Here is a 7455-nt window from a genome sequence, read left to right as displayed (position 1 = left end):
TTATTCGCATCGTAGACAGTCAACCGATAGTTCCCACTCATTTTTAATTGACATTCTGCATTGGGAATTTGAAGACTGTAGTGCGTATATTGCACTTTTGTGTTCACTGACTTTTGAAAATTCTTGATAATATTATCCTCTGCAAATCCACGCAGAAAATCACTTTCAAAGAGTTGTGTGCTTGGCGTCCAATTAGCTTCACAGTGTTCGATAGAGTAGGTGTATCGATGATATTCATGTGTAAGGTCGTCAAAGGAGATGTTGATGGGCAAACCTCCAAGAGTAGTGACTGGAGGGGAGAGCCAATCATCACCTGCGACCACCTGTAAAGAAGCTATAGATTCTTTATAGATTTGAGCGTTTTGACCAAAGGTAGTTGCTGGGATTGCACAAGAAATGAAGAATATACTCAACCTAAGAATTGACGTATAGATGTTTTTTATCTGAAACATAAGCCCTAAATATTACTCTATTATTTAGAATTCAAACAAGATGCGACCATTGATAAGTCTTCCCGTGAGATAATTGGGAACAGCATATTGTTGATTGGTAACATCTGTAATCCAATAATAGGAATTGACATTATTGATGCCAAACAAATTGAGACCATCCACACCTAACCAAATGTTTTTAAAGATGGACTTTGTTCTTCTCTCCTCGTTATTGAACAGTCTATAGCTCATACCTATATCCACCCGTTTATAAGCAGGGGCACGAAAAGAATTTCTTTCTAACTCTTTATGCGGAGCAGCAAAGGGCAATCCGTCTGCATAGGCAAGTTTCAAAGACATTTTCCAACGATTCGTGCCAGGAAAGAAGTCCGTGAAGAACAGATTAACCGCATATTTCTGGTCGGTAGGCATGGGTATTGTTTTTCCATTCAGCTTCATGCGTGCATCCATCAACGAAAAACTAATCCATGAGTCTCTATCTGGCACAAACTCACCATATAATTTGAAGTCGATACCCATGGCATGTCCAGAACTTTTGTTGTCTCCATAGTACACCACTTTCACATTGTTGATACTATAGGGAATGAGGTTAGAGAGAGCTTTATAATATATTTCTGTGGTCAACTTAAAAGGTCTGTTGTTTACACGAAATCTGTAATCCATACCAGTAATAAAGTGGATAGAACGCTGACTCTTTGCTTTTTCGTTCAGTCGGGCGTAAGTGATGCCGTTGACGGTGGTAGTGTCTCTCACCTCTTTATAGAAAGGAGTTTGATAATATAGACCTGTGGCTATCCTAAAAGTCATGTTTTCATTGAACGCCGGAATAATTCCCAATGAGAGTCGTGGGCTGACCACCAGTTCCTTGTTAAAACTCCAATGGCTCATACGGATGCCGTAATTGAGTGTGTAGTGGGTATTTCCGCCTTTATTGGTGAATCGATAAGTATCTTGAAAGTAAGTCTCAATGCGATTGGACTTTAGTTGATTGTTGGCTCGTAAGGTATAAATCATGTATAAGTCTTTCCCAGTGTGCGGAATACTATATCCACTTGAGTCTCTCATTTCGTATTCCGCAGCATACTCATTGATGCGTTCAAACTTGTAGGTGATGCCAGCTTCAATACGATGTCGCTTGGTGGTATGGCGAGCCATCAATTTTACGTTTTCTACATATGCTTGAAGATAGTTGCGTGCGTGTTGGAAATAGGTACCAACTCCCAAGTTCTCACTTGTCTCTGTCTGTGTAAGCCAGTATTGTCCTTGTATGTCATACTTCTCGCGCTCATTGGTATAAAAGGCAGAAGCCAGAAGAGATATGGAAGTAGAGTCACCAAAGTTACGAGTGATATCCATGGCACCAAAGTAAGTAGTGAAACGATCCTTTTCATGTCCGTCGAAATACACTTTGAAGGATTTTACGTTTTTGAGTGTTCCAAAGGAGGTCTCTCTATTTTGTGGTGTAAACTGATAATGATTATCGGATATGTTTCCAATCATTGATACTTTCCAACGTTGGTTAGGGGTATAGACCCAAAAGGTTTGATAATCTAAAAATGCAGGTTTATATTCTCCTTTTGTTTGCAGACTTCCTAATAAATATTGGTTTGTTTTGTATCTAATACCATTGCTCCATGAAAACTTTTTTGTTCTGAACCCAACAAACGCACTGGCGCCTAACATGCTGGAAGACAGATTGGCTTCAAATGGTTTCGGTTGTCTGTAGGTGATATCCAATGCCGACGACATTTTGTCGCCATATTTTGCAGCAAATCCTCCTGTAGAAAAGCCAATCTTTTCTACCATATCGGGGTGGATAATAGACAGTCCTTCTTGTTGTCCCGACCGAACCAAGAAAGGTCGATAAACTTCTATGTTGTTGATATAAACGCTATTCTCATCGAAGGCTCCACCTCGCACATTATATTGAGAGGACAATTCGTTGTGAGAAGAGACGCCAGCTTGTGTCTTGATAAGGTCTTCTATGGCATTTCCTGTCGCAGAAGGAGTGTTTTTTGCCTGCTCTGCTTTTATGTTTTGCGTCTGTCCTGTCTGTATCTGCTCGCCTTTTACGTGTACTTCCTCTAATGTCGTTTCATCGGTAAAAAGGACAATCTGTAGTGTTTGTTTCCCTTTTGGAGAGCGTAGAACACGTTTCTTGGTGCGATAACCTATCATTGAGAATTTGACAACAACCGAATCAGCAGTGTGCAACCGCATGCTAAATTCGCCTTTTAAGGAGGTAACGGTCGCCTTCCCTTGTGCAAGGCACGAGACAGATGCCAATTCAATGGGATTGAGTTGCTCATCAACCACTTTGCCTTGTAGAATAAATGTTTGACTTTGTACGCAAAGGGCACAAAGTACGAATAATGGTAAGAGCAGTAATCTCAATTTAATCATTGTCTTTTTAACGTATTCTGGCACGAAATATTGTGCCAAAACTTGAAAAGGTAAGGAAAGCGTATGGTATTAGGCTTGAGCATCAAAAGTAGACGATGTTTGTTGTCTGTCTCAGTCTTGTCCTGTTTTTATTTCACTTTCATGGTAAGTCCTTGTTCATGCCGAATGACATAAAGGCGGTATTGACCTTCTTTATGTCATTCGGATTGTATCGGCAATCATCATGAAGAGTGAAACAGAGTGCCAACATCGTCATAGAAAAGGATTGTCTCCTGAACTATTGTATAATTCTGGTCATATTAAATTCTGTGATTTTATCGTCTGGATTCACCTTAGCTTTGACCCGATAGTGGTTACTTGTTTGAGTGTTATCCACCTTCTCAATGTCTTGGTTGACAGAGAAGTTGACAGAATACTCATACTCCTCGTCACCTATTTCTTTCTTTTCTATCTTGAAATCATTGAGCAGATGCCAATTCATACTTGCAACATCCTCACGATAGAGCTTATGTAGAAACAGCACCACATCATTTTTATTGGCATCTGGCTTACCTAAAAAGGAAGAAATTATCGGATTCATCAAGCTTGATAAACCTTCGGCATCATTTTGGTCAATGTATTGAAAATATTGCCTGAACAGATTACTAATCATTGCTCGTTCTTCAGGTTGTACTGTTGCAGCATTGATTCGTTTAATGCCATCTTTTGCCATATCCACATACGCACCATTGGGGTGGTCTTCCAAATAGACTTGATAGGCATCCAAGGTGTGAGCCATACTGACAGAAACCCAGTCAATAGAATCTATTTTTCGAAGAGCTTCGGCTTTATGTGGTGAATCAGGATGCTGATCTATATAATTTTGCAAGGCGGTTTTAGAGTTGCTTACCAATGCATCTGTCCATTCTCGATCCATTGACTGAAGGGCAGAAAGGTGGGAGAGAATGGAATCTCTATGAGCGGTGGGTGCATTCTTAAAGCGATCCAAATAGTCTTGCAAAACAATGGGGTCTGAACTTGCCAATGCAAAGGCATAGGCTTCTTTCTCTTGATTGTGTTGAGCCTGAGAATAGAAATAATAACCACCACAGCAAATAGCTATCGCTATGATGAATCCAATCCATAAGCTGGTCGTTTTTTTCTTTTTGTTGGGCTGTTTAGGTGAGGGTTGCTCACCATTCTCAGGTAAGGATGTTGGGTTGTCTGTGGGTGTTGTTTCTTCCTCCTCGCTTTGAGAAATACCGTTTTGATAATCCATGTTGAGATGTTGACAACGAGGACAGCGTCTCAAATCCTTAAAAAACACTTCACCACACTGCGGACAGGTGGTTATTTGATTTGCTATCTTTACCCCGCAAGAAGGGCAAATGGGTGCTCTGTCACTTATTTGATGACCGCACTCAGGACATTTTATAATCGCCATGTTATCAATGTATTACTATATTTTAGTTAATGTTTCCGTTTCAAGGTCTTTTACTTCCTGTGTCACGACGAAATCTAATTTCTCTCAAACCGTGTCGTCCCATCATTCTACTTTTATCCACGAATGTGTTAATGCCATTGATGCGCCCTTTACCAGTGTATTGCCACATGGTAATATCTCGTCCATCCTTTAGCACAGGTTCGCGACTTGTATATTGGGCAATCATGATTTTATAGTTATCAAGCTGTCCCACCAAATAATGATCATAGAAGTTTGCTCCCGTATAGATAAGTGGCTTTTGGTGATAAGCCTCTTCTACCATGCCTAAAAATTTGTGAAGAGAGTCACAAAAGGCTTCCGTAGACAGTCCACTTTTTGTTTCTATATCGATCATTGGAATCAAGTCCTGATCTTTAGGCCTACATTGTGTCATAAAATTTTGGAGCTGCAATATAAGATTCGTTTTGGGACGGAAGAAGTGATAAGAGCCGACTTTAAGACCGTACTTATTAGCGAGTTGGATATTTAGTTGATAGTTGGAGTCGATGTTGTCGCCTCCTTCAGTTGCCTTCAAATACACATACGCATTTTTCGTGTTTTCTCCAACAGCCTCCCAAAACACTTCGCCTTGATAATGGCTTAAATCAATCCCATGTACGTGTGTACACGTATCTTCACACTGAACATCGGCGTATTGAGCATTAGCAACGATGACCATAGAGATAAACAATAATAATGTGGCGATTCTTTTCATACTTGCAAAGTTAATAAAAAGAATTCAATGCGTTAGGTCATATCATGATTTTTGCATATATTTATGATTTAACACTCCAACATCTAACTCTATAGGAAATAATTTTTTAGAAGTTTTAGTGTCGTTATTATGCCAGCAAAAAGACTTATAATCTACCATTTTACACTGCAACACATGAAAAAGAGAGAAAAAAGAAACTTTTTAAAGAAAAAACCTCCGAAAAATTTGGTTACAATTATAAAACTTCATACATTTGCGAACATTAAAAGATTAGTATCGCCGTCATAATAATTTAGAATCTATTATTTATGGGAAGCAAAACAAAGGATAAGACAGATTATATATTGCAAGAAGCATTTAAACTCTTCTTGTCAAAAGAATATGTAAATGTAACAACTGGAGATTTAGAAGAAGCCACAGGAATAACTCGTGGCTCTATTTATTATCGAACTAAAAATAAAGAAGGATTATATAAGGCTGTTATCGATAAGTTTATATTTGATTTCATATCTGATACGTTGAATATGGATATTCCTGCTTCAGAGAAAACTCCATTCTGGACTTATATTGACTATGAATTGAATAAAACAGAGAAACGAATGAGAGTGATGAAAGAAAACAGAATTGATAAAAACATCTCTGCGCAATATGTGAATTTATTGGCATCTGCATCTTTTCATTATAATGGATTTGTGGAAAAATATAATGAAATAGAGATACTAATTCATAATCAATGGAGGCATTACTATGATTTAGGTGTCAAATGTGGGGAGTTGAGTGGTAATGTGGAGTCTGAGCTGGCAATATCATTGTTCCGTTCCTTGTATTACGGAGACTCCTTTTTACTTGCTATTACGGGTGATGGATTGAGTATCCAAGAATTAAGAAGGAAATACATATTAATCTATAATGCTGTAAAATAATGAGAGGAGTTTATATAACAAGAGTTTCTTCATTTTTGCCTAATAGGGTTGTAGAAAATAGAATTATCTAAATTTTCAAGTTCCATTACCGAAAATATTAGTTCTTTGAATAAAGGAGTACACATTGCCACGTTAGTAGTAAATGGTTCAGTATGCGACTCCAAACAGTTTATCATAGAATAATAACGACATTTTACAAACCAATTCGGTAACGAGATTACTTTCGTACCGAATAAAAACACATGAGTTACTATGCCAAATTTCTTGCAAAAAAACATTTACTTTTAATAAAATGCAAAAAAGACACAAAGATAGATTTCGTTACTTTCAAGAGTTGGCTTGTACAACCAAAGACTTCTATATAGAACTACTGCGTTCCTATATAAATATAGGAGTAGGAACAAAAGTCCTTGAAATAGGATGTGGGGAGGGAGGAAACCTGTTACCTTTTGCTCAAATAGGATGTTTGGTAACAGGTATAGACATATGCGGCTCACGCATAGAACAAGCTGTAGATTTTTTTAAGAGAGAAAATCAGAAAGGTACTTTTATATGTGAAAATTTTATGTTACTTAATAATTCAAAAGATGGAATAGGAAAATTTGATATTATAATACTTAGGGATGTGATAGAGCATATAGAACCTCCTTGTAAGAAAGAATTTTTGTCTCATATAAAAGAGTTCATGACAGAAAAAAGTTTAGTTTTTGTATGCTTTCCTGCATGGCAAAATCCTTTTGGTGGACATCAACAAATCAGTACTGGCTTTGTTTCTAAAATTCCATTCATACATCTTCTTCCTAATCCTCTTTATAAAGCTCTCCTCACACTCAATGGAACTAATAGTAATACTATTCAGGAACTGTTTAGTATAAAACGCTCACAAGTGTCTGTTGAAAGTTTTGAAAAACTTATAAAAACAATTGGTTTTCTGATAGTTAAACGGCAATTATGGCTTATCAATCCTCATTATAAGCAAAAATTTAATTTGACTCCACGACTTCTCTCGCCTGTTTTTTCGAAGATAAAATATTTACGAAACTTTTACACGACTTCTTGCACTTATGTGCTGAGAAAATAATTTTTTCCAATTCGCTTAATTAACCAGAATTACTCTTTTTGTAAAAATAATTAACCAAAAAACGTGTGATGAAAAGTTGTGAAATAGAAAAGAAAATCAGTAAATCGTAGATAGATTTTGCGGTTCTTTCATCAAAATAATACCGTTTTTGCGCTATAACATTGAGTTAAGGCAACAAAAGTATGTAGATTGTCGCACTACTAAGTTATAATAGAAGCACAAAGTCATTGTTTCAACACGCATTTTTTGCTGTTTTTGAGACAAAAATAGTGATAAAAAGCGCTTCCATATTCGGCATATTTTCATAACGCATTCACTGACATTGAGTTATAAAACTTGCTCAAAACTCGCGTATTTACAGCCGAAGACAAACCTGTTCAGAAATATTAAAGTTATGGAGGGGTGTTTGTTAAGATTTT

The 7455-nt window shown here is 37.2% G+C and carries 6 protein-coding genes; 2 read left to right on the top strand and 4 right to left on the bottom strand.

Annotated features, from left to right (window positions below; translation table 11 throughout):
• From BN35_RS02210 to BN35_RS02195, 4 genes are all read right to left on the bottom strand, one after another.
• A partial coding sequence (locus tag BN35_RS02210; protein WP_025073147.1) for a type IX secretion system plug protein occupies positions 1-452 on the bottom strand: 452 nt, incomplete at its 3' end.
• Between the two features lie 24 nt (positions 453-476).
• The gene (locus BN35_RS02205; protein WP_036893841.1) at positions 477-2855 is read right to left on the bottom strand and encodes a TonB-dependent receptor; all 2379 of its coding nucleotides are present in this window, start codon (positions 2853-2855) and stop codon (positions 477-479) included.
• Between the two features lie 277 nt (positions 2856-3132).
• Positions 3133-4278, bottom strand: coding sequence for a zinc ribbon domain-containing protein (locus BN35_RS02200; protein WP_028901326.1), 1146 nt, complete (start codon positions 4276-4278; stop codon positions 3133-3135).
• A 40-nt stretch (positions 4279-4318) separates the two neighbouring features.
• Positions 4319-5032 (bottom strand): glycoside hydrolase family 25 protein, encoded by a 714-nt coding sequence (locus BN35_RS02195; protein WP_025073145.1) that lies wholly within the window; start codon positions 5030-5032, stop codon positions 4319-4321.
• A 308-nt stretch (positions 5033-5340) separates the two neighbouring features.
• On the opposite strand from BN35_RS02195, the gene BN35_RS02190 reads away from it, so the two are divergent.
• Both BN35_RS02190 and BN35_RS02180 read left to right on the top strand, forming a co-directional pair.
• On the top strand, positions 5341-5955 hold the full coding sequence (locus BN35_RS02190) for a TetR/AcrR family transcriptional regulator (protein ID WP_025073144.1): 615 nt from the start codon (positions 5341-5343) through the stop codon (positions 5953-5955).
• A 292-nt stretch (positions 5956-6247) separates the two neighbouring features.
• Complete coding sequence (locus BN35_RS02180; protein ID WP_025073142.1) at positions 6248-7036, top strand: class I SAM-dependent methyltransferase; 789 nt, start codon at positions 6248-6250, stop codon at positions 7034-7036.
• Positions 7037-7455: the final 419 nt, after the last annotated feature.

It is taken from the genome of Hoylesella timonensis 4401737 = DSM 22865 = JCM 15640, assembly GCF_000455445.1.
Lineage (GTDB): Bacteria > Bacteroidota > Bacteroidia > Bacteroidales > Bacteroidaceae > Prevotella > Prevotella timonensis.
The sequence above is the reverse complement of the archived record's forward strand: the minus strand, read 5'-3'. Positions and strand labels throughout refer to the sequence as shown.

Bases quoted from the DNA above. Each gene is read 5' to 3' on its own strand.
- BN35_RS02205 (WP_036893841.1), bottom strand. From the start codon at position 2,855: ATGATTAAATTGAGATTACTGCTCTTACCATTATTCGTACTTTGTGCC.
- BN35_RS02200 (WP_028901326.1), bottom strand. From the start codon at position 4,278: ATGGCGATTATAAAATGTCCTGAGTGCGGTCATCAAATAAGTGACAGA.
- BN35_RS02195 (WP_025073145.1), bottom strand. From the start codon at position 5,032: ATGAAAAGAATCGCCACATTATTATTGTTTATCTCTATGGTCATCGTT.
- BN35_RS02190 (WP_025073144.1), top strand. From the start codon at position 5,341: ATGGGAAGCAAAACAAAGGATAAGACAGATTATATATTGCAAGAAGCA.
- BN35_RS02180 (WP_025073142.1), top strand. From the start codon at position 6,248: ATGCAAAAAAGACACAAAGATAGATTTCGTTACTTTCAAGAGTTGGCT.